A 26,043-nucleotide genomic window follows, 5' to 3' on the forward strand; every position below is an offset into this window, starting at 1 on the left:
GCGTGTCCCTTACGTTTACTCTCGACCCCGCCGTCACTCCCGACCTGCGTGACGGCCTCCTCGACCTGTGGACGGATGTGTCCAACGCCGGTGGATCCGTCGGCTTCGTGCCGCCGGTGACGCGGGAAGTGGTCCGCCCCGAGTTGGTGAAGCACATGGTGGGCATGGCGGAGGGGCGGACTCGGCTGCTGGTCGGGTATGATCAGGACGGGCGGGTGGCCGCGACGGCCTTCCTCGCCTTCAACACCCACCGGCTGATGACCCACTGGCTGTGGCTGTACACGGTGATGGTCCACCCACGGCACCAGGGCAAGGGCTACGGCCGTGACCTGCTGGCCGCCGCCGAGGAGGCCGCGCGCTCCCTCGACGGCATCGAGGCGATCCGGCTGACCTGCCGTGGCGGCAACGGCCTGGAGCGGTTCTACGGCTCCTGCGGGTACAAGGAGGTCGGGCGGGTGCCGGATGCCATACGGGTGGCCCCCGGTGACGACCGGGACGACATCTTCATGCTGCTGCCGCTGACGTGAGCCCCGCACCCCCCTCCAAGATCCCCCGCGGTGCGTGCTTCACTGGGTGGGACTGTTCGTTACGGAAGAGTGGATTGAGATGTTCCGCTACACGCTGATGCGCCTCGGGATCTTCGCGGGCTGCTTCGTGGCTGTCTGGGGTCTCGTCTACTTCGGCATCGTCCCGCGCGGCTTCGGCGCCTCCAACGGCATGTGGATGGTGCTGCTCGCCCTGCTGGTCTCCGCCCCGATCAGCTTCGTGGTGCTGCGCGGAGAGCGGGACCGGGCGTCCGTCAAGGTCGCGCAGCGGGTCGACCGGATGAAGGCCAACATCGAGGCCAACCGGTCCCAGGAGGACGAGGTCATCGACGAGGCGGCGGCTCGGGCGCAGGGTCAGACCTCCTAGTTCACCGGCGGTCCGACGGTCCGGGGCGGCCCCGGGGCAGTCCTCGGCCGTACTGATCCTGCGGACAGCATCTAGTCTTGCCCCCATGGGTGCCGTGAAGACCAAGCGCATGCCGCGCGCGGTCCGTGAGCAGCAGATGCTGGACGCCGCCGTGCAGACCTTCGGGCGGCGGGGGTACATGGCCGCGTCCATGGACGAGATCGCCGAACTCGCCGGGGTGTCCAAGCCGTTGGTCTATCTGTACCTGAACTCCAAGGAAGACCTCTTCTCGGCCTGCATCCGCCGTGAGGCCACCGCGCTGGTCGGCGCGGTGCGCGCCGGTGTGCAGCCCGAGCTGCCCGCCGACCGCCGACTCTGGGAAGGGCTGCGGGCGTTTTTCACGCACACCGGGCAGAACCCTGACGGCTGGGCGGTGTTGCACCTCCAGGCCCGTACCCGCGAACCGTTCGCCGCCGAGGTCACGGCGATGCGCGAGGAGATCGTCGCGTTCGTGACGGAGTTGATCGTGGTCGCGGCACGGGAGGCCCACCGCGACCCGGACCTGCCCGAGCGCGAGGTCGCCGGGCTCGCCGAGGCGCTGGTCGGCGCCGCCGAGTCCCTCGCCGCCTGGGCCAACGCCACCCCGGGCATCACGGCCCGGCAGGCGGCGGCCACTCTGATGAACTTCGCCTGGGCGGGGCTGGGCAACCTCATGGAGGGGCGGCCCTGGACCCCGCCGTCCACACCGACGGGACGGTAACGGGGGCGGGGGCGAGTACGGGAGCTGGGCGGGGGATTCGACGAGGGCGAGGACGCGGCTCATGAGAGCACCGTCCCGCTGCCGGCCGTGGTCATACGGCACCCCACCGACGCAGCGCCGGCGCCACCCGCTGATGGCCCATGCGGTACAGCTTCATGGCGCCCCGGCCCGCGACCTTCCGGACGACCCGCCTGGCGCGCCCCGAACCTCCCGCCCCCAGCGGGAGCGGCAGGGGGCGGCCCTTCTCGTCGAAGCCGTTGTTGCGGAGGATGTTGGTGAGGTAGATCTCGGCGGTCTGCGGGGAGTAGTACGGCCGTAGCGGGGTCAGAGGGCCGGCGGCGCGCAGTGCGGCGATCCGGGTGCGGGCCGCCGCGTACGGGTCCGACTTGCCTATGCCCTGCGCCGCCGCCCACGCGGGGTCCGGCTGCGGAAGGGCGCCCGCGTCGATGTCGTCCCAGGACGCCAGGCAGCCGGAGCGTACGAAGTAGTGGTTGCCGTGGGCCTCGCGGACGCCGATGTCGGTGAGGATCGCGGTGGGGATACGGCGGTGCATGGACTCCAGGGCGGCCGTCGAGCTGACGGTGACCAGGAGGTCGGTGCGGTCGAGAACCTCGCCCATGTTGCCGTAGACCAGCTGGAGGTTGGGCGGGGCGGGCTCGGCGAGGTCGGCGACCAGCAGCTGGTACGGATCCGACTCGACGTGGGTGGTCTGCTCGCCGGGGAGGCTGCGCAGCTTGATCAGCACCCGGCGCTCGGGGTGGCGGCGGGCGTGACCGGCCGCGCGCTCCAGGAGCTTCAGGCGGCCGCTGCGCTCCTTCGGCACCGACGGCTGGACCGCGAAGGTGACCGTGAACGGGCGGTCCCGGGACGGCCGGTACGGCTCACCGCCCAGGAACGGCAGCGCGCACTCCACCACCGACTCCGGGTCGATCCCGACGTTCTCGAAGACGGCACGGAAACGCCCGGCGTCGTAGGCCGAGTTGGCGAGCACGAGGTCCGTGCCCGCGCGGGTCATGAGCCCGTCGACCATCTTCTCGTAGACGACCCCGACGTACCCGCTGACCGTGACCGGCCTGTGTTCCCGCCCCTCCCACGCCAGCCCGAGGCTGTGGGTGAGCGCCAGGACCGTACCGCCGAGGACGGCCAGGACGACGACGTCGGCCTCCGCCAGCTCCGGGTCGTCGACCAGCTCGGTCGCCGACACCACGCGCTGGGTGTCCGGCTCGATCCCGACCTCGGCGAGCTGCCGTTCGGTCGGCGTGGACCGGCCCCGCAGGAAGTAGGCGTCGAGCGCGTGCCCGGGGGCGATCTGCCGCGCCACCGACGCGCCCCACTTCCAACGGGTGTCCGAGTCCGCGAGTACGGCGATACGTCTGGGAGGCATGGCTCTCGGCGCCCTTCGTGCAGGGGATCAGGAAGTGGGGGAAGGTGAGCCGAGGGTAAGGACCGTGTCTAAGTGTCGGATGAGTGATCCCTTGAAGGAGCCTTGGGCAAGCTGGGGGGTCACTGTGAGCGTTTTCTTGACATCCCCTTTCTTCCTGGGAGTTCGCGATCGGCCGAGGAGCGCGTGTCGCCCAGTGTTCGCCTGATGTTCACGGGTGCTCGCCGAACCCGTGGGTAGAAGGGGCCCTCGCATGACAACTGTCATGCGCGAAGGCGGACGCCGGGCACTGGGGGAGCGTATGCCGTGGCCCGTACCGTCCTTGCCATGACGAAGAGCGAGGGCACGGACCCGCGGAAGACCGACATCAAGGTGAGCCTGATCGGCGGCCACCGCCTCAAGGGCGAGACCCTCCACGAGCGCACCCTCGCGGCGTCCCTCATCGGCGGCGCGAACATCGACCTCACCGACATCGACATCCCCGACGGCGCCGAACTCCGCATCACCAAGCTCAGCCTGATCGGCGGCGTCAGCCTCAAGGTCCGCCCCGACGTCCGCGTGGAGGTCCACGGCATCCGCCTGGGCGGAGTGAAGGACGACGGCCCGAGCGAGCCGGGCGGACCGACGGTGCGGATCGACGCGTGGGGGCTGGTGGGCGGGGTGAGCGTCACGCGGGGCTGAGCCCGCCCAGGGCCCCGCCGACCTCAGCCGCGCCGGAGCCCGTCCACGATCCCGCTCACATGCAAACGGCGCCCTTCGCTTCCGCGCAGCTCGAACCGCCCACCCTCCGCCGCGTAGGTGACCGTCCCCGGCAGCAGTACCGGTGCCCTGAACTCGACCCGCACGTACGCCTGTTGGGGTGTCCCGTGTGCGGCGAGGCAGCGGGCCACCGTCCACATGCCGTGGGCGATGGCGCGCGGGAAGCCGAAGAGACGGGCGGTGAGCGGGTGCAGGTGGATGGGGTTGCGGTCTCCGGACGCGGTCCCGTACCGCCGCCCGATATCGGCCGCGAGCCGCCACTCGGCGACGACGGGCAGTAACTCCCCGGCATCGGCGTCCTGCCGATTGTCGGTGTCGGGGTCCGGCCGATCCCTGGTGGCGGCGCCTGACTGCTTCTCGGCGTCGGCGTGCGGCCCCGCGTGGGCGTCCGGTCGCTGTCCGGCGCGCGCGGGAGGCCGCTCTCCGGCGTCGGCGTCTGGCCGGTTCTCGGTGTCGGGGTCCGGCTGATTCCTGGTGGCGGCGCCTGGCTGCTTCTCGGCGTCGGCGTGCGGCCCCGCGTGGGCGTCCGGTCGCTGCCCGGCGCGCGCGGCAGGCCGCTCTCCGGCGTCGGTGTGTGGCCCCGGCTCGGCGTCGGCGTCCGGTCGCTGTCCGGCGCGCATGGGAGGCCACTCCCCGGCGTCGGCGTCTGGCCGGTTCTCGGTGTCGGGGTCCGGCTGATTCCTGGTGGTGGTGCCTGGCTGCTTCTCGGCGTCGGTGTGTGGCTCCGCGTCGGCGTCGGCGTCCGGTCGCTGTCCGGCGCGCGCGGGAGGCCGCTGCCCGGCGTCGGCGTCTGGCCGGTTCTCGGTGTCGGGGTTCGGCTGATTCCTGGTGGCGGCGCCCGGCCGGTCCCTCTCGTCAGCGCGCGGCCGCCCCGTGCTGTCGGTGGCCACGAGTTCCGGCTCGCCGGCGGGTGCTTCACCGATCCGCTGCACCGTCCGATGCCGCGCCAGATACGTGCTCCGCGACTCCCACACCACCTCCCCGTCGGCCCGCATCTCGGTGATCACCGCGGCCTCCGTCCCGCGTCGGTGCGGCTCCAACCCGCCGATGTACACGGCGAGTTCGTACTCCCCGGTCGCCGTCAGCTCCCGGCGTCGGGTGATCTCGATCGACGTGTGGACGAGCCCGAGCAGCGGCAGCGGAAAGTCCCGGCAGCTCATCAGCCGCATGGCCAGCGGGAAGCCCAGGACATGCGGGTACGTCAGTGGCAGCGCGTCCTCGCCGGTCGCGAAGCCGCACACACGCTCGTACGCGGCCAACCGCGCCAGATCGATGCGCAGGGCGGGCAGGACCAGCCGGTCGCGAGGGAACTCGGCGTCCGGACGCGGCCGTTTGAAGGGCGACAGCAGGGCGCCGCGCGCGAGGAGAGGGGCGAGGGCGGGGGATCCCGCGAGTACGACGGTCACCTCACGCCCCCAGCAGGCTCTGCCCGCAGACCCGTACGATCTGCCCGTTCACCGCACCCGACGCCGGATGCGCGAGCCAGGCCGTGGTCTCGGCGACGTCGGCCGGAAGACCGCCCTGCGCGAGGGAGTTCATACGGCGCCCGGCCTCACGGATCAGGAGCGGGATCGAAGCCGTCATCCTCGTCTCGATGAACCCCGGTGCCACCGCGTTCACCGTCACCCCGTGTTCGGCCAGCGCCCGCGGCGCCAGCGAGCGCACCAGCCCGACGATCCCGGCCTTGCCGGCCCCGTAGTTGGTCTGGCCCGCATTGCCGGCCAGTCCCGCGATGGAGGCGGTGGCCACGATCCGGCCGCCCCGTCTGAGAACCCCCGCCCCCAGCAGCGCGTCCGTGGTCCGCAGCACGCTCGCCAGGTTGACGTCGAGCACCGAACTCCAGCGCTCCGCAGGCATGTTGACCAGCCGCCGGTCACGCGTGATCCCCGCGTTGTGGACCAACACATCCAGCCCGTCCGGGAGTTCGGCGGCGATCCGCTCGCCCGCGTCGGCGGCGGTGATGTCGAGCGCCAGGGCCATGCCCCCGATCCGCTCCGCCACCCGCCGCGCATCCTCCTCGGCCTGCGGTATGTCCAGTACGACGACCTGGGCCCCGTCCCTCGCCAAGGTCTCGGCGACCGCCTCCCCGATACCGCGCGCGGCACCGGTCACGAGCGCGGTGCGCCCGGCGAGCGGACGCTCCCAGTCGACCTCGACCTCGACCTCGACCTCGACCTCGACCTCGGCCTCCCGAGCGGCGGTCTCCCCGACGCCGATCACCTGCCCACTCACGTACGCCGACTTCGGTGAGAGCAGGAACCGCAGCGTGGACTCGGCTGCCGTCGCCTCCGTCAGCCGTACGAGATTCACCGTCCGCCCGCGCCCGATCTCCTTGCCGAGGGAGCGCACGAACCCCTCCAGCGCCTGTTGCGCAGCGGCCTGGTGATGGTCCCCGGGGTCGAGCGGCGCGCCCAGTACCACCACGCGCCCGCTCTCGGCGACCGACCGCACGACGGGGTGGAGGGCCGCGTGCACCTCGGCGAGCGTGTCGACGTCACGGACGCCGGTGGCGTCGAGGACGACGGCGACGGGGGAGTCGCCGCCCGCGGGGAGCCCGGTGCGGGAGAGGACGGGTTCGAGATCGAGATCGGACTTGCCGGCGGTGACGTGGAGCAACTGCCCGGTCAGCGACTCGCGTTGCAGCGGAGCCGGCTGCGGAAGCCCGAGTCTGCGGGTCAGGAAGCGGCCGGGTGCGGTGCCGGTGAAACGCAGATAGCCGTCGGCCATGTCCATACTCCCCAGGCGAATGCGTGCTTACTCCAGAGTCAGGTTACCCGAGGTAAGGCTAGGTCAGGAGGTGAAAATTGTTCAGCAAACCGGTCGGTAGGGTACTGTCGGCCAGAAAAGCGACGATGCTGCACATCCCCGACGCATCCCCGCCACCGGACGACCTCCGAACCCTCACCGACCCATCACGCGGGCGCCGTACGATCTCCTCCCTTGACCTGCGGCAACTCCCCCGCAGGGCAGCTCCGTTGAACCTCTGGAGTCGCCCGTGTCCACCCCCCACGCACCCGCCGTCGCCATGGCGGTCCACTCCACGACGTACGACGGCACCCCGGTTCTCGTGGAGCCCGTGGTGCGGCGGCTGGACGGGGAGGTGCGCGAGGTCTCCGTGCCGCCCTTCGTCCCGCCGCTGACGCACGGCTCGCTCGCCGACCTGCCGTTCGACAACGCGCGCACCGCGCCCGAGGACCGGGTGCTGAGCCGTCGTGCCGAATCGGGCAAGTGGACCCATGTGACGGCGGCGCAGTTCGCCGCCGAGGTGCTGGCGACGGCGAAGGGGCTGATCGCCGAGGGGCTGGTGCCGGGGGACCGGATCGCGATCATGGCGCGCACGGTCTACGAGTGGACGCTCCTCGACTTCGCCGCGTGGGCCTGCGGCCTGGTGACCGTCCCGATCTACCCCACCTCCTCCGTCTTCCAGACCCGCTGGATCCTCCAGGACTCCGGCGCGGTGGCGCTGGTGACCGAGACCTCGGCCCAAGCCGGTGCGCTCGGGCCGGAGTTGAGCCGACTGCTCGACCTCCGCCACCTCTGGGTCATCGAGAAGGGGCATGTGGAGCGACTGGCCGAGCGCGGGGCGGAGGTGCGCGAGCACGAGGTGGACGTACGGCGCGGGATGCTGGGCCCCGACACGCTCGCCACCGTCGTCTACACCTCCGGCACGACCGGCCGGCCCAAGGGCTGTGTGATCACCCACGGCAACTTCTTCGCCGAGGTCGACAACGCGATCGAGCTGCTCTACCCCGTCTTCCGGGCGCGGACCAGCGAGGAGGCGGCGATCCTGCACTTCCTCCCCATGTCGCACATCTTCGGCCGGATGGTCGCGGTGGCCTGTATCCGGGCGCGGGTCCGCCTGGGCCACGCGCCGAGCCTGAAGTCGGAGGAGCTGCTGCCGGACCTGGCGAGCTTCCGGCCTACGTGTCTGGTCGCCATCCCGTACATGCTGGAGAAGGTCTTCAACGTGGCCCGCGCGCGGGCCGAGACCGGCGGCCGGGTCACCGCCTTCGACCGCGCGGTGGGCGTGGCCTGCCGCTACGGCGAGGCACGGGAGGCCCGCGCGGCGGGCACGGGCCCCGGCCCCGGCGCCGCACTCAAGGCGGCCCGCACCTTCTACGACCCGCTGGTCTACCGCCGTATCCGCAACGCCATGGGCGGCAGGGTCCGTTACATGATCTGCGGCGGCTCACCGCTGGGGCGGCGGCTGGCTTCGTTCTACGCGGGCGCGGGGATCGAGATCTACGAGGGCTACGGCCTGACGGAGACGACGGGCGCGGCGACCGTGACGCCCCCTTTGAAGCCCCGTCTGGGGACGGTCGGTTGGCCGCTTCCCGGCACGAAGGTCCGGATAGCCGCCGACGGCGAGATCCTGCTCTCCGGCGGCCATGTCCTGCGCGGCTACTGGGACCCGAACGCCGGCGGGGTCGTCCCCGCGACCGCCGACGGCTGGCTGCCCACTGGCGACATCGGCCGCCTGGACGAGGAGGGCTATCTCTACATCACCGGCCGCAAGAAGGAGATGCTGATCACGGCGGGCGGCAAGAGCGTGGCGCCGGCCCCGCTGGAGAACTGGCTGCGCGCGCACCCCCTGATCTCCCAGGCGATGGTCGTGGGCGACCGCCGCCCGTACGTCGCCGCCCTCATCACCCTCGACATGGAGGGCATCGCCCACTGGCGCCGGATGCACGGCAAGCACCCCGCCGTCACCGCCGAACTCATCGTGGACGACGACGAGTTGAGGCAGGTCCTGCAACGGGCGGTGGACGAGGCGAACAAGCTGGTGTCCCGACCCGAGTCGATCCGCCGCTTCACGATCCTCCCCGTCGACTTCACGGAGGAGGCCGGGCATCTCACCCCGTCGATGAAGCTGCGGCGGGAGGCGATCGCGGAGGAGTTCGGGGAGCGGATCGAGGCGTTGTACGACCCTTACGGGGCCTTGGGTCCCTGACGGGCTGCGGGCTACGGCTACCTCAGGCTGATCTCCGCCCAGACGGTCTTGCCGACGGTGCGCTCCGCCACCCCCCAGGTGCGGGCCAGAAGGGTGATCAGGATCAGACCTCTTCCGTGTTCGCCGTCGGGTTGGTTGAGGAAGCGGAGCGGGCGGTCGGCGCGGGGATCGCTGACTTCGATACGGAGAGTGTGGTCGGGGAGGAGGAGCAGGCGGAGTTCGAAGTCCCGTCCCGGAACACGGCCGTGGGTGACGGCGTTGGCGGCGAGTTCGGCGACGAGGTGCTGGGCGGTGTCGTTCGCGTCGGTGTCGGCGGGGTAGCCCCAGGTGGCGAGTTGGGTCGCGGTGAGGTACCTCGCCAGGCGGGCGCCGCGAGGGGTTGCGCTGAGGCGCTGGGCGAGTTCGGCGCTGGGGGCGGGGGTGTTTGTGGGGGTGGAGATTTCTGCGTTCACGTGACTGAGCGTGGTGGGTTGTATCTACGCTGGCCAGGGGCGACCGCGCGACTCTGGGTGACCGTACGAGTGCGGCGGGTTGGTTGTGCGGGTGTCGGCCGTGACCACGAGGACGTGAAGGCGGTGGCGGTACGTGACGGAGGAGCGGGAGCGCAGGGCGGAGACGCCCGCGGAGGCCGAGGGGACGACGGAACTCTTCAGCGCGCTCGGCAAGATGCTGAAGCTGCTGCGGGAGCGGAAGGGGCTGACGCAGAAGGAGTTCGGGCAGCTGGTGGGGTATGGGCCTGATCAGATCTCGGCGATGGAGCGGGGGGTGCGGACGCCTCGGCCTGAGTTTCTGGAGGCGGCCGATGAACTGCTGGATGCCGGGGGGTTGTTGAAGGAGGTGATCCCGGATGTCGAGCGGGCGATGAGCAAGTCTCGGACGCGGCATCCGGAGTGGTATCGGAGTTACGCCGCCTTGGAAGCGGAGTCCGTGGAGCTGCACTTCTACGCCAACCAGGGTGTGCCTGGGCTGTTGCAGACCGAGGACTACGCGCAGGCCATGTTCTCCCATCGCCGACCGCTGCTGGACGACGAGACCATCGAGAGGCGCCTGGCGGACCGGCTGGACCGCCAACAGATCTTCGACAGGTGGCCGCCTCCCATGTGTAGTTACGTGCTTGAAGAGGTCGTTCTGGATCGGCCGATTGGCGGCCTCACGGTCAGGCGGGGGCAGCTGGAGCGGTTGCTACACGTCGGGGGCAGGCGGAACGTTGCGATCCAGGTGATGCCGACCAACCTTGAGGAACATCCCAACATGGGCGGCGCGTTTAACCTGCTGACGCCCAAGAAGCACCCGCAGGTGGCTTACACGGAGGTCCAGGGGCATCCCCGGTTGATCACCGATCCGGAGGAGGTCCGGAAGATCGCCGACCGCTATGGAATCATGCGGGCGATGGCACTCCCGCCTGCGGAGTCCCGAGCCTTGATCGAGAAGAAGCTGGGGGATCTATGACAACCGAGACGCTCGTTTGGTTCAAGTCCAGCTACAGCGACGGCGAAGGCGGCGAGTGCGTAGAAGTCGCCGCCTGCGCTCTCACCATCCACATCCGCGACTCCAAGAACCCCACCGGCCCCCACCTCGCCGTCGCCCCCGCCACCTGGTCGGCGTTCGTCTCAGGGGAGTTGGTCGGCGAGGCGCGCTAGTGGCCGCCACTCATGGTCAAGACTCTCCCTGCCCTCTTGGCGGAGCCCCCCGCACGCGTGTTCACTGCGCGGCATGACCATGCCACCGTTCCGTCTGAGACGGACCGCCACTGTCATCGCCGCCACCCTCACCGCCCTCGGCCTCGCACTGGGCCCCGCCTCCGCCGACGCCGTCCCCACCGAGTTCGGCACCGACTGGCACGACCCGGTCACCGCGGCCCCGCCCATCGAGACACCCCACACCAAGTCCTGCACGGTCACTGTCGCGCAGGCGCGGTTCAAGGACTTCACGCCGTACACGGGGACGTACACCCCGCCGAACTCCTGTGGCACGCCCGGCCGTTGGTCGAAGGTCGTGCTGAAGATGGACGGGAACGTGGCCGGGAGGCAGTACGACCGGCTCGGGTATCTGGACATCGGTGGGGTGCAGGTGTTCCGGACCTCGACCCCCGAGCCGTCCCCCCAGGGCATCGACTGGCACGTCGAGAAGGACGTGACCGAGTACGCGAAGACGCTCAGCAGTCCGCAGGCTGTCGACATGCTGATCGGCAACGTTGTCAATGACACGTACACCGGAGTGCTGGACGTCAAGGTCACGCTCACCTTCTACGCGCCGCAGCCCGGCCACCGCACCACCGACGCCCCCGACCAGGTCATCCCCCTCAGCGACGGCGACAGCGTGACCACCGGAGCGCAGCTCACCACGCCCCGCAACTCCGAACGCATCCTCGCCGAGGTGTACGCCACCGGATCGGGCGGCGGCTGCGAGGAGTTCTGGTACACGGCGGTCTCCTCGTCGGCGTCGTACTCCTGCAAGGGCGGGGACGACGGGCCGTACCGCGAGGTGCAGGTCAGCATTGACGGACGGGTCGCCGGGATCGCGTCTCCCTTCCCCAACGTGTGGACCGGGGGGTGGTCGCCGTATCTGTGGTCCGTGATACCGGCCCCACGCGCCTTCGACGTGCATCCTCTGACGTTCGATCTGACCCCGTTCGCCGGGGAGTTGAACGACGGGAAGGCGCACACGGTGGACGTGACCGTCGTCGGGGTGCCGGCCGGGCAGACCGGGTGGAGCGCGCCGACGAACATCCTCGTGTGGCAGGACGCGCATCGGGCTGTGGTGACGGGGGCCGTGACGTCGTACGAGAGCGGCGCTCCGACGATCGGGAACACGTACCAGGACGGTTCCCTGCGCAACCTCGTGACCGACGGCGGTCATCGGCTCAAGGTCTCCGGGTACGTCGACACCTCCCACGGGCGGGTCACGACCACCGTCGACCGGAGGCTGACCACCGGCATCACGCACCAGTGGACGCCCGACGAGAACACCGATGACCTCAGCGGCCGTTGGACCGACGACCAGAAGGTCACCGTCAACGGGCGGGCCACCCGGACCGACCGTACGTACACCCTCGACGGGCGCGCCACGATCGACGCCGACAACCGGCTGCGGGTCGTCATGTCCCTCGGGGACCACGCCCGGAACAGCGACGGGCCGCGGCTCGACGACACCTACAGCGGCGACGCGACCTTCACGCTCGGCGTGGCCCGTGAGGAGCGGCATGCGGTGGCCACGACGAGTGAGCTGTACCGGCTGCGGGGGGACGGTGTGTGCTACGACCATGCCCTCGCGACCGAGCAGGGCGTGTTGACGAAGGACCTACGCCGCTGCTGACACGCTGGCGCCCATGACCACGCTCCCCAGCCTCCTCGCGGTCTTCGCCCACCCGGACGACGAGTCCCTGGCCGCGGGCGGGGTGCTCGCCCAGCACGCCGCCTCGGGGGCCCGTACCGCGGTCGTCACGGCGACCTGGGCCGAAGGGACCGGGCGGGCCGGGGAGTTGGCGGAGGCGCTACGGATTCTGGGCGCCGGGGAGCCACGGATGCTCGGGTACGCCGATGCGCGCGTACCCGAGTCCGCGCCCGGCGCCGTCCGCTTCTGTGACGCGCCGCTGGACGAGGCCGTAGGGCAACTGGTCGCGCATATAAGGGAGTTCCGGCCGGAGATCGTGGTCACGCATGACGCGTACGGCAATCTGTCCGGGCATCCGGATCATGTGCACGCCCATCGGGTGACCGTGCTCGCGGTGCAGGCGGCGGGGTGGGGGCGGCTGTATCCGGGGGCGGGGGCGCCGTGGGAGCCGAGGGCTCTCTACCTGGCCACGCATCCCGAGTCCGCCGTCCGCACCCTCGGCCGCGAGGTCCTGCTCCGTCCGGGCCGGGAGATGTTCGCGGTGCCGGACGAGTGGGTGTCGGCGGTGGTGGACGTCGGGCCGTGGGTGGAGCGGAAGCTGGACGCGGTCATGGCCCACCGGAGTGAGGTGGTGCGCGGGGCGCTGCCGGGGCGGCTCGCCGCGCTCCCGCCGGCGGCACGGGCTCGGGCGATGTCCACCGAGTGGTACATCCGACAGGGCGCCATGGTGACCACAGGGACGTACGAAAAGATTCACCAGCGGCGGCTCACCGCTGGTACAGAACCTCGATGTCCGCGGAGAAGTCCCGCATCACCGCTTCCCGCCGCAGCTTCATCGACGGCGTCAGATGCCCGGCCTCCTCCGTGAAGTCCCGGGGGAGGATGGCGAACCGGCGGATCGACTCCGGCCGGGACACCAGCTTGTTCGCCTCGTCCACCGCCCGCTGGAGGATGGCCCTCAACTCCTCGTCGTCGACGAGGAGTTCCGCGGGGACGGGGTGCTTGCCGTTCATCCGGCGCCAGTGGGAGACGCCCTCCAGGTCGAGGGTGATGAGCGCGGCGATGTAGGGGCGGCCGTCGCCCACGACCATCACCTGGGAGATGAGCGGGTGCGCGCGCAGCCAGTTCTCCAGCGGGGCCGGGGCCATGTTCTTGCCGCCCGCGGTGATGAGGATCTCCTTCTTGCGGCCGGTGATCGTGAGGTACCCCTCCTCGTCCAGGCGGCCGATGTCGCCCGTCGGGAACCAGCCGTCCGTGTGTGCCGGGATGACACCGCCGCCGTTCGGGTCCCAGTAGCCGCGGAAGACCTGGCCGCCGGCGAGCAGGATCTCGCCGTCGGCGGCTATCCGGACCTTCGTGCCGGGCATCGGCCAACCCACCGTGCCCAGCCGGGGTTTGAGCGGCGGCGTGACGGTCGCGGCGGCCGTCGACTCGGTCAGACCGTAGCCCTCGTAGATCTCCATGCCCGCGCCCGCGTAGAAGGCCGCCAGGCGACGGCCCAGCGGGGAGCCGCCGGAGATGAGGTGGCGGATGCGGCCGCCCATGGCGTTGCGGATACGGCGGTAGACGAGGGGGTCGTAGAAGGCCCGGGCCGTTCTCAGGGAGGCGCTCGGGCCCGACCCCGTGCCCGCGGCCCGTGCCTCCAACGCCTCGCCGTAGCGCACCGCCACGCTCGCCGCGCGGTCGAAGGCACTGGCCCTGCCGCCCGCCTCCGCCTTGGCACGTGCGTTGTTGAAGACCTTCTCCAGCATGTACGGGATGCAGAGCAGGAAGGTCGGGCGGAAGGTGCCCAGGTCCGCCAGGAGGTCCTCGGACTGCAGGCTCGGCGCGTGGCCCAGGCGGACCCGCGCCCGGATACAGGCGATCGCCACCATGCGGCCGAAGACGTGCGAGATGGGGAGGAAGAGGAGGGTGGAGGGGTCGTCCGCCTTGGACTTGAAGATGGGGTAGAGAAGCTCGATGGCGTTGTCGACCTCGGCGAGGAAGTTGCCGTGCGTCAGCACACAGCCCTTCGGGCGGCCGGTCGTGCCCGAGGTGTAGATGATCGTCGCGAGGGTGTCGGGGACCAGCATGCCGCGGCGTACGGCCACTTCCTGGTCGGGGACCGGCGCGCCCAGCTCCGCCACCCGCTCCAGGTGCCCCTTCTCCACGATCCACAGGTGCCGCAGATCCGGCAGGCGGCTCAACTCCGGGCCCATCGCCGCCGCTTGGGACGCCGTCTCGGTCACCAGCGCCACCGCGCCGGAGTCCTGGAGGATCCAACGGGTCTGGTAGACCGAGGAGGTGGGGTAGATCGGGACGGTGACCAGTCCGGCGGCCCAGGCCGCGAAGTCGAGGAGCGTCCACTCGTAGATCGTGCGCGCCATGACGGCGACACGGTCGCCGGGGACCAGGCCCTCCTGGATCAACCCCTTGGCCAGCGCGTGCACTTGCTGCGCGAACTCCGCCGCCGTCACGTCCGTCCAGTCGCCGTCCTGCGAACGGCGGCTGAGGACCCGTGCGTCCGGCGCCGCCTCCGCGTTCTCGAACGGCAGGTCGGCGAGCGAGCCGTGGGTGGGCGGCGGGACGAGCGGCGGGACCGAGGTCTCGCGCACCTCGCCGTCCAGCCGCCGGATCTCGGGCTGTACCAGCTGGGGCACACCGTCGTAGTCGGACGCGGACGGGTAGGGCACGGGCACGGACATGGCAGCTCCCCTGAGGCATGCAGCTCGGTTCCGCTCTGCTGTTGATACGGGCAGTGCGTACCGATTCGTTCACCGGTGGTGTGCGACTGGAGGGTTTCTGGAGGGTTACCGGCGGTTACGACCGTGATCGTACGGTGCGGGAGTGGGGAGTTGGTGCGGGTTCGGCGACGGTTCTTGGACGGGGCTGTGCAGTCTCCAGGCCCGTCCCGCCCGATCCGGTCCGCAAGAAGGCAGGTCAGGTGGTGACTTCGAGGGCGGACGGCGTCCGCCCCTTCCGTCAGGAGTTCTCAGCGGGCGTCTCCGCCTTCGTGTGGAGGATCTCGCGGGCCTGTTCCGCCGCGCGGGCCGTGTTCTCGCTGACGAACTCCAGGAAGCGGGCGACGTTCTCCAGGCGGACGCCGGCCGGGGTGCCGGAGCCGAAGATGCCGACGCCCTGCTGGGCGATCCCGACCAGCTGGGCGGTGGCGCGGGCGCTGGCCATCATCGACTGGTACCAGATGTCGTCGTCGACGATGTAGCGCTCGCGGCGGCCCTCGCCCTGCTCCCGGCGGGCCAGGCCCTGGCTTTCGAGGAACGCGATCGCCTTGGAGATGGACGCCGGGCTGACGTTGAGGCGCTGGACGAGTTCGGCGGCGGTGAGGATGCCCGTGTCGGTGAGGGTGAGGCAGGCCATCACCCGGGCCTGCATCGTGGACAGACCCGACTGCATGAGGATCGTCGTGAACGTCTCCTCGTACTCGCGCACCGCCTCGGCGTCGCGCCCGTAGGCCTGCTCGGGTGCCCCGGCCCCCCGGGGCGTGGACTGCCGACGTCGGTGCGCGCGGCGTTCGGTGGCCCGGTGGGCGAGGTCGGCGCGGTAGGAGGTCGGGCCGCCGTTGCGCATGACCTCGCGGGTGACGGTCGATGTCGGGCGGTCGAGGCGCCGGGCGATCTCCGCGTAGGCGAGGCCGTCGCCCAGCCCCAGTGCGATCTGCTGGCGCTCCTGCTGAGTGAGCCTGCCTCCCGGCATCGCGGTCTCCTTCGTGCCCGTGGTGGTCCGTCGTGCGTCGAGTATAGCGTTCACTTCCATTTCATTGCAACGGATTCCTGGTCGCTGTTGCGTTAACTTCGAGAATCGTTGCAATGATTTCCTGGCTTTCACCTGCGCTTACTGTGGTCTAGCGCAACATGTATGTTGCTGACTCTTTGAATGCAACGTAGCTTTTCCTTCATCGGAAACGACGAGCCGGCCATGAGCCGACCACGAGTCGCAGGAGACCACGATGCAGAAGTTCAAGACCCCCGCCCCGATCGCCGCCGTCCTCGACATTCCCGCCGGCCGCATCCAGTTCATCGCCGCCGACCGGTCCGACACCGTGGTCGAGGTCCTGCCCGCCAAGCCCTCCAGGAGCCGGGACGTGAAGGCCGCCGAGCAGATCGAGGTCGCCTACGCGGACGGCGTCCTGCGGATCGCGGCCCCGGCCGCGAAGAACCAGCTCTTCGGTCCCTCCGGTGCCGTGGAGGTGACCGTTCGACTGCCCGCCGGCTCCCGCGTCGAGGCCAAGGCGGCCGCCGCCGAGTTCCGGGGTGTGGGACGGCTCGGTGACGTCACCGTCGAGGCCGCGCAGGGTCCGGTCAAGCTCGACGAGACCAGGAAGGCCTGCCTGACCCTCCAGGACGGCGACATCTCGGTCGGCCGCCTGGGCGGCGACGCGGAGATCAGCACCCAGCAGGGCGACCTCACCGTCGCCGAGGCCGTGCGCGGCGCGGTCGTGCTGCGCACCCGGTCCGGCGACATCTCGGTCGGCGCCGCCCGCGGCTCCTCCGCCTCCCTGGACGCCGGCACCTCCTACGGCCGGATCAGCAACGCCCTCAGGAACGACGGCACCGCCGAACTCGACATCCGCGCCACCACCTCCTACGGCGACATCACCGCCCGCAGCCTCTGACCCGCAGACCCCGAGGAGCAACCACCATGACCGGCAATCCGGCCATCGCAGCGGACGGGCTGCGCAAGTCCTACGGCGACAAGCTCGTCCTCGACGGCATCGATCTGAGCATCCCGGCGGGGTCCGTGTTCGCCCTGCTCGGACCCAACGGCGCCGGCAAGACCACCACCGTGCAGATCCTGTCCACGCTGATCTCCGCCGACGGCGGACAGGCGCAGGTCGACGGTCACGACCTCGCCCTTCACCCCGGCCATCGAGACCCTGCGTGGCCTGCTGCTGGGCACCGGGATCGGCCACAACGGATGGCTCGCCGTCGCCTGGTGCGTGGGCCTCGCGGTCCTCGGCTACTTCTGGTCGGCCGCGAAGTTCCACCACGACCCGAAGTGACCGCCGTGACAGCGCGAGGCGCCGAAACGGACGGCCGGAGCTACCGCCCGGCCGTCCGTCCGCGTCTGTCCGCCACCGTGTCCGCGAACGCCCGCGCCGCCGGACTGAGCGCGTCCCACCGCCGTACGGCCCACCCGACCCGCAACCCTCGCAACGCGGGCAGTGGAACCAACCGCAGTGTCCCCTCGCCCGGGACGGCCAGCCCCGACAGCGCGGGCACGACCGCCCGTCCGACCCCCAACTCGGCGAGCAGGAGGGCCGTGTCCCAGTCGGCGATGCTGGTGTCGTATCGGAGCTCTACCTCCAACTCCTGGCAAGCACTGTCGAGTTGGAGAGCGGAGGCGGAGTTGGGAGGGAGCCGGATCACCCGCAGGCCGTCCAGCTCCCCGGCTTCCAGGGACTCCCGCCCCGCCAGCGGATCGTCCGCCCGCATCGCCAGCACCCACGGCAGCTCCGCCACCGCCCGCTGCTCGATCCCCCGGGCGGGCGGGCCCAGCGTGATCCACGCCAGGTCGAGCGTGCCGTCGATCAGCGCGTCGAAGCTGCCGCGCCCCGAACTCACCGTCCGGAACTCCAGGTTGACCTTGGGATGGCGTCGGCGGAACTCCACCACCGCGTCCGACATGAAGTGCCGTACGGTCGTCGCCCCGGTCGCCACCCGTACGTACCCGCTCTCGCCGTCGACGAGATCGCGCAGCTGGCGCAGCGCCAGATCCAGCCCCGAGAGCCCCTCGGTCGCCGCGGCCTCCAGCACCCGACCGGCCGCCGTCGCCGCCACCCCCCGAGCCTGCCGCTCCAGCAGCACGACCCCGGTCTCCCGCTCCAGCCGCTTCACGTGCTGACTCACCGCCGACTGGGTGCAGCCCAGGTCCCGGGCCACCGCACTCAGACTCCCGGCCCGGCACACCGCCACGAACACCCGCAGGTCATCAAGGGTCACAACCCCCAAGTTAACACTTGGAGTTGACGACAAATACCAAGGATTGACTGTCCCCGTGCGGTCGTACGACGATCTCTCGCAGGGCAGCCCGAGGCGGCAACCCGCTCCACACCCTCCAGCCGGCGTCCGGACCAGGCGGGGGAGTGGGGGAGCGGGTGCCGACCGCATGGGCGCCGTCCCCGAAAGGAGCCTCCCGTGCAGATCACGTCCACCGCTTCAGCCGAGGCACTCCTACGACGGCTCGGCGCCGACACCACCCCGCACCCCGGCGGCACGCTCCTCACGCACCTCGCCCGAGTCCGCGAAGGGCTCGCCCTCTGGCGCGCCCGTCCCGCCCTGCAACTCGCCGGCCTCTGCCACGCCGCCTACGGCACCGACGGCTTCCCCACCGCCCTGCTCCCGCTGGACCGCCGCGCCGAACTCACCGCGACGATCGGCCCGGACGCGGAAGGGATCGTGTACTTCTACGCGAGCTGCGACCGCAAGGCCACCTACCCCTGCCTCGCGGGCCCCGGCTCCGCGGCGGTCTTCTCCTTCCGCGACCGCTTCACCGGCCGCACCTACGTCCCCGACCTCCCCCTCCGGCAGGCCTTCGCCGAACTGACCGCGGCCAACGAACTCGACCTCGCCCGCAGGGACCGTGCCTTCCGCGACCGCTGGGCCCCGGACCTCCTGGCACTCTTCACCCGCCTCAGGCCCCTCCTGTCCACCGCGGCCTGGCAGGACTGCCTGACGGTGCTGGCCCCCGCCGGTCACGGCTCTTGACTTCACAAGACCCCCGCGCGACATTCCCCACCCCGCACCTCCGCACCCGAGCAACTCACCCCATCCCCAGCGCGGTTGGAGCGACCTGCCATGGCCAAGAGAGCGGACCCCGCGAGACGTACAGCACCAGCGACCCGACTTCCCTCCCGGCGACAGGTGCTGGGCACCACGGCAGCCACCGGCCTCGCCCTGGCCGCCGGGGGCGTCACCCCGACGGCATCCGCCGCCGACCTCCCCCTCCTCGGCACCTACGACGTCGTCGTCATCGGCGCCGGGGCCGCGGGGATGACGGCCGCGCTCACCGCGGCCAAACAGGGGTTGAGCACGGTCGTCGTGGAGAAGGCCCCCACCTTCGGCGGATCGGCCGCCCGTTCCGGTGCCGGGATCTGGATTCCGAACAACTCCGTGATCCTCGCGGCCGGCGTCCCGGACACGCCCGCCAAGGCCGCCGCCTACCTCGCGGCGGTGGTGGGCTCGGACGTACCGGCCGCCCGGCAGAGTGCCTTCCTCTCCCACGGCCCCGACATGATCTCCTTCGTCATGGCCAACAGCCCGCTCCGCTTCCGGTGGATGGAGGGGTACAGCGACTACTACCCCGAGCTGCCGGGCGGCCTGCCGGGCGGGCGCTCCATCGAACCCGACCAGTTCGACGGCAACCTCCTCGGCGCCGAACTCGCCCACCTCAACCCGCCGTACATGCAAGTGCCGTCCGGCATGGTCGTGTTCAGCGCCGACTACAAGTGGCTCGCCCTCGCCGCGGTGAGCGTCAAGGGCGCCGCCGTCGCCGCCGAGTGCCTGGCGCGGGGGACCAAGGCGGCGGTGCTGGGCCAGACGCCGTTGACGATGGGGCAGTCACTGGCGGCCGGGTTGCGGAAGGGTCTGCTGGACGCGGGGGTGCCGGTGTGGCTGGGCACTCCGCTGACCGATCTGTACGTCGAGAGCGGTGCCGTCACGGGGGCCGTGGTGACGAAGAACGGGGCCTCCGGGCTGGTGCGCGCCCGGCGTGCCGTCGTCGTCGGGTCCGGTGGCTTCGAGCACAACGCGGCCATGCGGGCCCAGTACCAGCAGCAGCCCATCGGGACCGACTGGACGGTGGGCGCCAAGGAGAACACGGGGGACGGGATACGGGCCGGGGCAGCGGTCGGCGGTGCGCTCGGGCTGATGGACGACGCCTGGTGGGGACCGGCCATTCCACTCCCTGACCAGCCCTACTTCTGCCTCGCCGAACGCACGCTCCCCGGCGGGCTGATCGTGAACGCCGCCGGTGCCCGGTTCGTCAACGAAGGCGCCCCGTACAGCGACGTCGTCCACACCATGTACCGGCGCAACCCGACCGACCCCGACATCCCGGCCTGGCTGGTCGTCGACCAGAACTACCGCGACCGCTACCTCTTCAAGGACGTCTCCCCGACCCTCACCTTCCCCGACAACTGGTACAGCTCCGGCGCCGCCTACAAGGCCTGGACCCTCGACTCCCTCGCGGGCTCCATCGGCGTCCCGGCCGCCGCCCTCCGTGCCACGGTCGACCGCTTCAACTCCCTTGCCCTGAAAGGAACCGACAGCGACTTCCACCGTGGCGACAGCGCCTACGACCACTACTACACGGACCCCTCGATCCTCCCGAACTCCTGCCTGGCACCCCTGTGGCTGCCCCCGTACTACGCCTTCCGGATCGTCCCCGGCGACCTGGGCACCAAGGGCGGGCTGGTGACGGACGCACGGGCACGGGTGCTGCGCGCCGACGGGACGGCGATCCCGGGGCTCTACGCCGCCGGGAACGCCAGCTCCGCGGTGATGGGCCACAGTTACGCGGGCGCCGGGTCGACCATCGGGCCCGCGATGACGTTCGGGTACATCGCGGCGATGGATGTCGCCGGGGTGCTCTAGGCCTCAGCCGGCTTGCGGACGATCAGGGACGCCTGCTGCGAGACCTCCCGGCTGTCGGGTTCGCGCACCGTCCGTGAGACGAGCTCGAATCCGGCCGACCGGAGCAGTTCGACGATCTGCTCCGGTCGGCGCCGCCGGAAGGTCAGCGCCACCGGGTGGCCCCAGGGCCGGTCGTGGTGCCGGTCCTCGTCGCCGGCCTGGAAGGCGACCAGGAGATGGCCGCCGGGCGTGAGTACTCGGTGGAACTCGCGGAAGAGGGAGGGCAGTTCATCCACAGGGGTGTGGATGGACGAGTACCAGGACAGCGCACCCGCGAGCGCCCCGTCGGCAAGGTCCAGCTCCAGCATCGACCCCTGCTCGAACCGCAGCCCGGGGTTCTCCCGCCGCGCGATCGCGAGCATCGACTCCGACAGGTCCAGCCCGAAGACGGACAGCCCGAGGGAGGCGAGGTGCCCGGTCACCCGCCCCGGACCGCACCCCAGATCGGCCACCGTCCCGTCCCCTCCCACGAGTTCGGCGAACCCCCGGAGCACCGCCCGGTCCAGCGGACTGGTGGCGGGCCGCTCGTCCCGGAACCGCTCGGCATAGTCTTCGGCGACGGCGTCGTAGAACGTACGTGTCTCGGCGATGAAGTCGGTCATGGCGGGCGACCCTATCCACCCCTACTGACAACCGCCCCGCCCCTCAGTCCAGCAAGCCCGCCGCCTCCACGTTGTTCAGCCCCCGTGCCACGAGGGAGGCGTCTCTGATCAGTTCCGGGTAGCCGGTGGGAGCCGTCCCGCCGGGAGGTGTTCGCTCTGCCGTACGCATGTTCTCTACAATGAACAGGAGAGGTTGCGTTCGTCAAGGCGAACAGTCGTACCGATGGAGCGAACATGACGTCCGATGTACCACCCCGGCTTCCCCTGGACTGGATCGCCGCCGCGCTCCGGCGTGAGCGCACCCGTGCCGGGCTGTCCCTCTCCGAGCTGGCCAAACGGGCCGGAATCGCGAAGTCCACGCTGTCCCAGCTGGAGGCGGCGAGCGGGAATCCGAGCGTGGAGACGCTGTGGGCCCTGGGGGTGGCGCTCGGGGTGCCGTTCAGCGTGCTCGTCGAACCGCCCGTCTCGTCCGTACAGGTGATCCGGGCCGGTCAGGGCCCGACGGTCGCCTCCGAGAAGGCCGAGTACGCGGCCACCCTGCTGTCCGCGAGTCCGCCCGGCGCGCGCCGGGACATCTACCACCTGCGGGCCGAGCCGGGCGCGGTACGGGAATCGGAGCCGCATATCCCGGGCTCGGTGGAGCATCTGATCGTGTCCACGGGACGGCTCAAGGCCGGCCCGGCCGGGGAGACCGAGGAGCTCGGGCCCGGCGACTACATGACGTACCGCGGGGATGTGGCGCACTCGTACGAGGCGCTCGCGCCGGGGACGACGTTCGTGCTGGTCATGCAGCACGTGTAGGTCCACTCGGCGGGCGGAAAGGCAGGAGCCCCGCTGCCTAGCGGCACGGGGCTCCTTGGGTACTGCTATTCGTTCCGGATCAAAGCACCAGGCTCCGAGGACCGAATGATCAGTGTGATCAGACGGGGGTGACGTTCTCCGCCTGCGGGCCCTTCGGGCCCTGGGTCACGTCGAAGGAGACCTGCTGGTTCTCCTCCAGCGAACGGAAGCCGCTCGCGTTGATCGCGGAGTAGTGAACGAAGACGTCGGGGCCGCCGCCTTCCTGGGCGATGAAGCCAAAGCCCTTTTCGGCGTTGAACCACTTCACGGTTCCGGTAGCCATAAGCCCTCCTTGGGCCCAAAGGGTTGCCCTGCTCCAGAACCCTGCAAGTGTGAAAACAAGTCCCGCACTACTGCATACGTCTGAAAACGACTAGAGCCCGCGGTTACATGCTCCGCAGGCTCTGTACTGCAAGGGAAACCAAACTGCAACTTGCGGCGAGCCTAGCACGCGGGCAGCCGAAAGCAATAGAGGCCAAGATCACGTCACCCGGACGTTTGAAGATCGTGGAGGGGTTGACCGGAGTGCTTGCCCCGGGGTCGAAGTCCGGAGCCTACCCCACGGGGTCTACTGTCGCGATGTGGACAATTCTCGCACCCGGCCGCGCGTCGGCCACATCCAGTTCCTGAACTGCCTGCCCCTGTACTGGGGGCTCGCGAGAACAGGCACGCTCCTCGACTTCGAGCTCACGAAGGACACCCCGGAGAAGCTCAGCGAGAAGCTGGTGCAGGGAGACCTGGACATCGGCCCCATCACCCTCGTCGAGTTCCTGCGCAACGCCGACGACCTGGTCGCCTTCCCCGACATCGCCGTCGGCTGCGACGGCCCGGTGATGTCCTGCGTGATCGTCTCGCAGGTCCCGCTGGACCAGCTGGACGGCCGCCGGGTCGCCCTGGGCTCGACCTCCCGCACCTCGGTGCGCCTGGCCCAGCTGCTCCTCTCCGAGCGTTACGGCGTCCAGCCCGACTACTACACCTGCCCGCCCGACCTCAGCCTGATGATGCAGGAGGCCGAGGCGGCCGTACTCATCGGGGATGCGGCGCTGCGGGCCAACCTGCACGACGGCCCGCGCTTCGGCCTCGACGTGCACGACCTCGGCACACTCTGGAAGGAGTGGACCGGCCTGCCCTTCGTCTTCGCGGTCTGGGCCGCCCGCCGCGACTACCTCGACCGCGAGCCGGTCATCACCCGCCGCGTCCACGAGGCCTTCCTCGCCTCCCGCAACCTCTCCCTGGAGGAGGTCGGCAAGGTCGCCGAACAGGCGGCGCGCTGGGAGGAGTTCGACGAGCGGACCCTGGAGCAGTACTTCACGACGCTGGACTTCCGCTTCGGCGCCCCGCAGTTGGAGGCGGTGGCGGAGTTCGCCCGCCGCGTCGGCCCGACCACGGGTTTCCCCGGGGACGTGAAGGTGGAACTGCTCCGGCCGTAACCTGCATCTGAACTTCACGGGGGCCTTATGGGGGAGGCAGCATGCAGCCGCTGGGAGTCGACGAACCCACCGCCGTGGGGCCCTACCGGCTGCTCGGCCGGCTCGGCTCCGGCGGGATGGGCCGCGTCTACCTGGGCCGCAGCGCCGGCGGCCGCACGGTCGCGGTGAAGATCGTCCACCCGCACTTCGCGCTCGACGAGGAGTTCCGCGCTCGTTTCCGCCGTGAAGTCGAGGCGGCCCGGCGGGTGGGCGGCGCATGGACGGCCCCCGTGCTCGACGCGGACCCGGAGGCGGCCGTTCCGTGGGTCGCGACCGGGTATGCGGCGGGCCCGTCGCTGGCGGCGGCGGTCGCGGACCAGGGTCCGCTGCCGGTTCCTTCCGTACGGGCGCTGGGTGCCGGGCTGGGCGAGGCGCTGGCGGCGGTGCACGAACTGGGCCTGGTGCACCGGGATGTGAAGCCGTCGAACGTCCTGTTGACCCTGGACGGCCCTCTGCTGATCGACTTCGGCATCGCGCGGGCGACGGACGGCACGGCGTCCCTCACCTCGACAGGCGTTTCGATCGGCTCACCCGGCTACATGTCCCCGGAGCAGATCCTCGGCAGAGGGGCGACGGGAGCGGCGGACGTCTTCTCCCTCGGCGCGGTACTGGCGTACGCGGCGACGGGCCAGGCGCCGTTCCCCGGGGACTCGTCGGCGGCGCTGCTCTACAAGGTCGTCCACGAGGAGCCCGAACTCGGTCCGCTGGTAGGGGAGTTGCGGGAGGTGGTGGAGGCGTGCCTGGCGAAGGACCCTGCCGCGCGGCCCACTCCCTCGGATCTGGCCCGGCGGTTGGCTCCTGAGGGGGCGGCGCGGTTGGTGGCGGGTGGGTGGCTGCCGGGGGCGTTGGTGGAACAGGTGAGCCGGAGTGCCGTACGGCTGCTGAATCTTGAGGCGGGGGAGACGAAGGAGGCGGGGGAGGCGGCGTCTGGGCCGGTGGGGTTCAGCAGTCCGTCGGTGGGGGACGGGGTCACGGTCGGCGGAGAGGGTGCCGGGCGGCCGACGGTGGGGGACGCTCCGGGGATGTTCGGTCCGGCACCGATCATGACGACAGCTCCGCCTGTCGCTGTTCCCGCTGCCTCTGTTCCGGCCGGTTCCGTGCCCGAGCCGCGGGATGCGGTGCCCGGGGAGCAGCGGCCCGGCAGGTTGACGGTTTCCGTGGCGGCTTCGTCGGCGCCGGGGGACGGTGGGCGGGGGCGGCGGCTGAGCTGCACGGTCGCGCTGGCGGTCGCGGGGGCGTTGGCTGCGGTGACGGTGGGGTCGGTGTTCCTGTTCGACCTGCTGCCGGGCAAGGGCAACGACAACGCGTCGGGGAGCAGCGGCCAGGGGGCTTACTCGTCTGCGCCGAGTTCGGTTTCGAGCGCTTCGAGTACGACGCCGGGCGGCACGGCGAGCGAGGTCCCCGGCCCGTCGGGGGCCGTCCCGGCCTCCTACATCGGTACGTGGGAGGGCCAGGCGACCGCCCTCAACGGCGCGCTGCCGGACGGGACGTTCCGGTTGACCGTGCATCAGGCGGGCGTGGGCGAGGAGTTGGGCCGACTCCGGCAGACCGACCAGCTCGGCGGGGTCTGCAGCGACGTACTGACCCTGAAGAAGGTGACGAAGTCGGAGCTCGTCACGACGTCGGTGGGCGCCGGGAACAACCACGCGGGGTGCGATCCGTCGGCCCACACGGTGCGGTTGTCCCGGGTGGGGGACGACCTGAGGTACGTGGCGGAGAGCGAGGCGGAGGGGAATCCCACGGCTCGGATGTCGAAGGTCGGGTAGCCCCTGAGCGGTACGGGACCGTGCCCTATGCCAAGGACACGGTGAAGTCCGCCCGCCGCTGCTTCGCGCCTACTCCGCGTCGTGTCCTCCACCACCGTGCTGTCCCGCACAGCCGTCCTCGTCGTGTGGGGAGGCCGGGGGCGTGGTGGGTTCGGGGGCGGCGGGGGTGTCGGTTCCGGCGGGCGGATCGGTGGGGGTGGAGCCGGGGTTCGGGGTGCTGGGGGTGTCCGGGGTGGCCGGGGCACTGGGAGTGTCCGGGGCACTGGGAGTGCTCGGGGTGTCCGGGGTGCTCGGGGTGGCCGGAGTTGTCGGAGCATCGGGTGCCGTGGGTGCCGTGGGTGCCGTCGGAGTCTGCGGGTCGCTTTCCCCTCCTCCTGTAGCCGGGGGAGCGTGATCGGTTCCTCCCGGGGACGTCACGGGCGGCTCGCCCGGAGTGGGATCAGTGGGCTGTTCCGGCGCGGGCTTGCTCGGCTCGTCCGGTACGGGCTTGCTCGGCTCGTCCGGCGTGGGCTGGGAGGGCTGTTCCGGCTTGGGGTCGGTGGGCTGGCCTGGCGTGGGCTTGGTCGGTTCCTCGGGCTGGGGGTCGGTGGGCTGCCCCGGGGTGGGGTAGCTCGGCTCCTCGGGCTCGGGGTCGGTGGGCTGGCCTGGCGTCGGCTTCGAC

At 70.9% G+C, this 26,043-nt stretch carries 24 protein-coding genes and 5 pseudogenes; 17 read left to right on the forward strand and 12 right to left on the reverse strand.

Annotated elements, in window-relative coordinates; all coding sequences use genetic code 11:
- Window positions 1-2: 2 nt before the first annotated feature.
- The 3 genes from ACWC09_RS20855 to ACWC09_RS20865 all read left to right on the forward strand — a co-directional run bounded on the left by ACWC09_RS20855 (window position 3) and on the right by ACWC09_RS20865 (window position 1,651).
- Window positions 3-527 (forward strand): N-acetyltransferase family protein, encoded by a 525-nt coding sequence (locus tag ACWC09_RS20855; RefSeq protein ID WP_450852047.1) that lies wholly within the window; start codon window positions 3-5, stop codon window positions 525-527.
- 79 nt (window positions 528-606) lie between these two features.
- Window positions 607-912 carry a DUF4229 domain-containing protein gene (locus tag ACWC09_RS20860; RefSeq protein ID WP_450852048.1) on the forward strand — a complete coding sequence of 102 codons (306 nt, stop codon included), beginning with the start codon at window positions 607-609 and terminating at the stop codon, window positions 910-912.
- 85 nt (window positions 913-997) lie between these two features.
- The gene (locus ACWC09_RS20865) at window positions 998-1,651 is read left to right on the forward strand and encodes a TetR/AcrR family transcriptional regulator (protein ID WP_450852049.1); all 654 of its coding nucleotides are present in this window, start codon (window positions 998-1,000) and stop codon (window positions 1,649-1,651) included.
- 91 nt (window positions 1,652-1,742) lie between these two features.
- Here ACWC09_RS20865 and ACWC09_RS20870 read toward each other — a convergent pair whose 3' ends face one another.
- A complete protein-coding gene (locus ACWC09_RS20870; RefSeq protein WP_450852050.1) occupies window positions 1,743-3,035 on the reverse strand; it encodes a DUF6716 putative glycosyltransferase in 1,293 nt (430 codons plus the stop codon).
- 324 nt (window positions 3,036-3,359) lie between these two features.
- Here ACWC09_RS20870 and ACWC09_RS20875 point away from each other — a divergent pair, with 324 nt between their 5' ends.
- Window positions 3,360-3,713 carry a hypothetical protein gene (locus ACWC09_RS20875; protein ID WP_450852051.1) on the forward strand — a complete coding sequence of 118 codons (354 nt, stop codon included), beginning with the start codon at window positions 3,360-3,362 and terminating at the stop codon, window positions 3,711-3,713.
- Window positions 3,714-3,736: 23 nt separating this feature from the next.
- On the opposite strand, the pseudogene ACWC09_RS20880 reads toward ACWC09_RS20875, so the two are convergent.
- The 3 genes and pseudogenes from ACWC09_RS20880 to ACWC09_RS20890 form a co-directional block, all read right to left on the reverse strand.
- Window positions 3,737-4,075 (reverse strand): annotated as a pseudogene (locus ACWC09_RS20880) (MaoC family dehydratase); the annotation flags it as partial.
- Window positions 4,076-4,600: 525 nt separating this feature from the next.
- Window positions 4,601-5,197, reverse strand: a pseudogene (locus ACWC09_RS20885) (hypothetical protein); the annotation flags it as partial.
- A gap of 1 nt (window position 5,198) precedes the next feature.
- Entirely contained in the window at window positions 5,199-6,518 is a 1,320-nt protein-coding gene (locus ACWC09_RS20890) for a 3-oxoacyl-ACP reductase (RefSeq protein ID WP_450852052.1), read from the reverse strand.
- A 298-nt stretch (window positions 6,519-6,816) separates the two neighbouring features.
- On the opposite strand from ACWC09_RS20890, the gene ACWC09_RS20895 reads away from it, so the two are divergent.
- A complete protein-coding gene (locus ACWC09_RS20895) occupies window positions 6,817-8,742 on the forward strand; it encodes an AMP-dependent synthetase/ligase (RefSeq protein WP_450852121.1) in 1,926 nt (641 codons plus the stop codon).
- Between the two features lie 17 nt (window positions 8,743-8,759).
- On the opposite strand, the gene ACWC09_RS20900 is transcribed toward ACWC09_RS20895, so the two are convergent.
- Window positions 8,760-9,194, reverse strand: a complete 435-nt coding sequence (locus ACWC09_RS20900) for an ATP-binding protein (protein ID WP_450852053.1) — start codon at window positions 9,192-9,194, stop codon at window positions 8,760-8,762.
- A 133-nt stretch (window positions 9,195-9,327) separates the two neighbouring features.
- Between ACWC09_RS20900 and ACWC09_RS20905 the strand changes: the two genes are divergently transcribed.
- From ACWC09_RS20905 to ACWC09_RS20920, 4 genes are all read left to right on the forward strand, one after another.
- The gene (locus tag ACWC09_RS20905; protein ID WP_450852054.1) at window positions 9,328-10,191 is read left to right on the forward strand and encodes a helix-turn-helix domain-containing protein; all 864 of its coding nucleotides are present in this window, start codon (window positions 9,328-9,330) and stop codon (window positions 10,189-10,191) included.
- The gene (locus ACWC09_RS20910) at window positions 10,188-10,382 is read left to right on the forward strand and encodes a DUF397 domain-containing protein (protein WP_450852055.1); all 195 of its coding nucleotides are present in this window, start codon (window positions 10,188-10,190) and stop codon (window positions 10,380-10,382) included. The genes ACWC09_RS20905 and ACWC09_RS20910 overlap by 4 nt, the downstream gene beginning before the upstream one ends.
- 73 nt (window positions 10,383-10,455) lie before the next feature.
- Window positions 10,456-12,057, forward strand: coding sequence for a peptide-N4-asparagine amidase (locus ACWC09_RS20915; RefSeq protein WP_450852056.1), 1,602 nt, complete (start codon window positions 10,456-10,458; stop codon window positions 12,055-12,057).
- A 13-nt stretch (window positions 12,058-12,070) separates the two neighbouring features.
- The gene (locus ACWC09_RS20920; RefSeq protein ID WP_450852057.1) at window positions 12,071-12,943 is read left to right on the forward strand and encodes a PIG-L deacetylase family protein; all 873 of its coding nucleotides are present in this window, start codon (window positions 12,071-12,073) and stop codon (window positions 12,941-12,943) included.
- Here the strand turns inward: ACWC09_RS20920 and ACWC09_RS20925 are convergent.
- Window positions 12,843-14,759, reverse strand: a complete 1,917-nt coding sequence (locus ACWC09_RS20925; RefSeq protein WP_450852058.1) for an AMP-dependent synthetase/ligase — start codon at window positions 14,757-14,759, stop codon at window positions 12,843-12,845. The genes ACWC09_RS20920 and ACWC09_RS20925 overlap by 101 nt on opposite strands.
- 277 nt (window positions 14,760-15,036) lie before the next feature.
- Window positions 15,037-15,768, reverse strand: coding sequence for a helix-turn-helix domain-containing protein (locus ACWC09_RS20930; RefSeq protein ID WP_450852122.1), 732 nt, complete (start codon window positions 15,766-15,768; stop codon window positions 15,037-15,039).
- A 253-nt stretch (window positions 15,769-16,021) separates the two neighbouring features.
- Here ACWC09_RS20930 and ACWC09_RS20935 point away from each other — a divergent pair, with 253 nt between their 5' ends.
- The 3 genes and pseudogenes from ACWC09_RS20935 to ACWC09_RS20945 form a co-directional block, all read left to right on the forward strand.
- Window positions 16,022-16,687 carry a DUF4097 family beta strand repeat-containing protein gene (locus tag ACWC09_RS20935; protein ID WP_450852059.1) on the forward strand — a complete coding sequence of 222 codons (666 nt, stop codon included), beginning with the start codon at window positions 16,022-16,024 and terminating at the stop codon, window positions 16,685-16,687.
- A 26-nt stretch (window positions 16,688-16,713) separates the two neighbouring features.
- Window positions 16,714-16,935 (forward strand): annotated as a pseudogene (locus ACWC09_RS20940) (ATP-binding cassette domain-containing protein); the annotation flags it as partial.
- Window positions 16,925-17,074, forward strand: a pseudogene (locus tag ACWC09_RS20945) (ABC transporter permease); the annotation flags it as partial. The pseudogenes ACWC09_RS20940 and ACWC09_RS20945, both read left to right, overlap by 11 nt.
- A gap of 40 nt (window positions 17,075-17,114) precedes the next feature.
- Here ACWC09_RS20945 and ACWC09_RS20950 read toward each other — a convergent pair.
- Window positions 17,115-18,014 (reverse strand): LysR family transcriptional regulator, encoded by a 900-nt coding sequence (locus tag ACWC09_RS20950; RefSeq protein WP_450852060.1) that lies wholly within the window; start codon window positions 18,012-18,014, stop codon window positions 17,115-17,117.
- Window positions 18,015-18,209: 195 nt separating this feature from the next.
- On the opposite strand from ACWC09_RS20950, the gene ACWC09_RS20955 reads away from it, so the two are divergent.
- Together ACWC09_RS20955 and kstD are read left to right on the forward strand one after the other, a co-directional pair.
- Window positions 18,210-18,779: a DUF6817 domain-containing protein gene (locus tag ACWC09_RS20955; protein ID WP_450852061.1), complete on the forward strand. Its 570-nt coding sequence runs from the start codon at window positions 18,210-18,212 to the stop codon at window positions 18,777-18,779.
- Between the two features lie 90 nt (window positions 18,780-18,869).
- Entirely contained in the window at window positions 18,870-20,666 is a 1,797-nt protein-coding gene (gene kstD, locus ACWC09_RS20960) for a 3-oxosteroid 1-dehydrogenase (RefSeq protein WP_450852062.1), read from the forward strand.
- Here the strand turns inward: kstD and ACWC09_RS20965 are convergent.
- Both ACWC09_RS20965 and ACWC09_RS20970 read right to left on the reverse strand, forming a co-directional pair.
- The gene (locus ACWC09_RS20965) at window positions 20,663-21,307 is read right to left on the reverse strand and encodes a class I SAM-dependent DNA methyltransferase (protein WP_450852063.1); all 645 of its coding nucleotides are present in this window, start codon (window positions 21,305-21,307) and stop codon (window positions 20,663-20,665) included. The genes kstD and ACWC09_RS20965 overlap by 4 nt on opposite strands.
- 43 nt (window positions 21,308-21,350) lie before the next feature.
- On the reverse strand, window positions 21,351-21,476 hold the full coding sequence (locus ACWC09_RS20970) for a hypothetical protein (protein WP_450852064.1): 126 nt from the start codon (window positions 21,474-21,476) through the stop codon (window positions 21,351-21,353).
- A gap of 65 nt (window positions 21,477-21,541) precedes the next feature.
- Between ACWC09_RS20970 and ACWC09_RS20975 the strand changes: the two genes are divergently transcribed.
- On the forward strand, window positions 21,542-22,108 hold the full coding sequence (locus ACWC09_RS20975) for a helix-turn-helix domain-containing protein (RefSeq protein WP_450852065.1): 567 nt from the start codon (window positions 21,542-21,544) through the stop codon (window positions 22,106-22,108).
- Window positions 22,109-22,226: 118 nt separating this feature from the next.
- Here ACWC09_RS20975 and ACWC09_RS20980 read toward each other — a convergent pair whose 3' ends face one another.
- Entirely contained in the window at window positions 22,227-22,430 is a 204-nt protein-coding gene (locus ACWC09_RS20980; RefSeq protein WP_003992177.1) for a cold-shock protein, read from the reverse strand.
- Between the two features lie 298 nt (window positions 22,431-22,728).
- Here ACWC09_RS20980 and ACWC09_RS20985 point away from each other — a divergent pair, with 298 nt between their 5' ends.
- A complete protein-coding gene (locus tag ACWC09_RS20985; protein WP_450852066.1) occupies window positions 22,729-23,577 on the forward strand; it encodes a menaquinone biosynthetic enzyme MqnA/MqnD family protein in 849 nt (282 codons plus the stop codon).
- A gap of 41 nt (window positions 23,578-23,618) precedes the next feature.
- Window positions 23,619-25,382: a serine/threonine-protein kinase gene (locus tag ACWC09_RS20990; protein WP_450852067.1), complete on the forward strand. Its 1,764-nt coding sequence runs from the start codon at window positions 23,619-23,621 to the stop codon at window positions 25,380-25,382.
- Between the two features lie 69 nt (window positions 25,383-25,451).
- Here the strand turns inward: ACWC09_RS20990 and ACWC09_RS20995 are convergent.
- Window positions 25,452-26,043: pseudogene (locus ACWC09_RS20995) on the reverse strand (hypothetical protein); the annotation flags it as partial.

It is taken from the genome of Streptomyces sp. NPDC001617, from assembly GCF_053596855.1.